Annotated in this window: 1 protein-coding gene; it reads right to left on the bottom strand. The window is 61.1% G+C overall.

The window, feature by feature from the left end; all coding sequences use genetic code 11:
- Positions 1-1,083: ATP-binding protein (locus ABT171_RS41735; RefSeq protein WP_351252195.1), on the bottom strand; the 1,083-nt coding region annotated here is incomplete at its 3' end.
- Positions 1,084-1,099 lie beyond the last annotated feature (16 nt).

Consider the following 1,099-nt stretch of genomic DNA (forward strand, 5'->3'; position numbering starts at 1 on the left):
CTGTTCGCTGCGCACGGTGATGTCACCCCCCATGCTCTGCGCCAGCCGCTTGGAGACCGCCAGCCCGATGCCGGTGCCGGTGGCCGGACGGCCGCCGCGCTGATCTTTCACCTGGTAATACATGGCGAAGATCTTGTCCTGCTCGTCCTGCGGGATGCCCATGCCCGAATCTTCCACCTCGAACACCAACTTCTCCTGCGCCTCGCGCCGCACGCGCACCACGATTTTCCCCTGCTGGGTAAATTTCACCGCGTTGCCGATCAGGTTCCACAAGATCTGCCGCAGGCGCGTGCCGTCGGTCACGATCTGCTGCGGCAGCGGCGTCTGCGGATCCATGATGAACTGCAGCCCTTTCGGCTGCGCCAGCAGGCCGGAGAGGTTCTCCAGATCTGCCAGGAAACCGGTGAAGTCCACCGGCTGGTTGTCGAGCTGCACCTTGCGCCGCTCGAGCTTATCCATTTCGATAATGTCGTTGAAGATATTGCCGAGGGTGATGGCGCTGACGTGGATGGTCTTCAGGTATTTCAGTTGCTCGTCATTCAGCTCGGTATCGAGCAGGATGCGGCTCAGGCCGACGATGCCGTTAAGCGGCGTACGCAGCTCGTGGCTGATGGTGGAGATAAAGGTGGTCTTCTCCCTGCTAGCGTTCTCTAGCGCGTCCTGGTAGCGCTTACGCTCGGTAATATCGCGGCCGAAGCCCATCAGCCCGTGGCGTTTGCCCACCCGGTCGTAAAACGGGACCTTGCGCAGCTCGAAACAGGCCTTGCGGCCGTCGGGATACACCAGCCACTGTTCGTAGGTCAGCGAGACGTTGTGGCGGAACACCTTCTCGTCGGTCTCAATGACCTTTTCGGCGATCTCCTGGCCGTAGACGTCGAACGGCGTCAGGCCGATCAGCTGCTTCTCGCTTTTGCCGGTCAGCAGCTCCATCGCGCGGTTGCAGCCGGAGAACTCTTTGTCTTCGTTGCGGTAGTAGACCAGATCCGGCGAGGCATCGAGGAAGGAACGCAACAGCGCCGATTGCTGGCCCAGCTCAATCTGCGCCAGCTCGCGCTGTTCCATCTCTTCGGTCAGCTTTTCCATCACCTGCAGGCGCTCT

Source organism: Streptomyces sp. NPDC001851 (assembly GCF_040297165.1).
GTDB lineage: Bacteria > Actinomycetota > Actinomycetes > Streptomycetales > Streptomycetaceae > Streptomyces.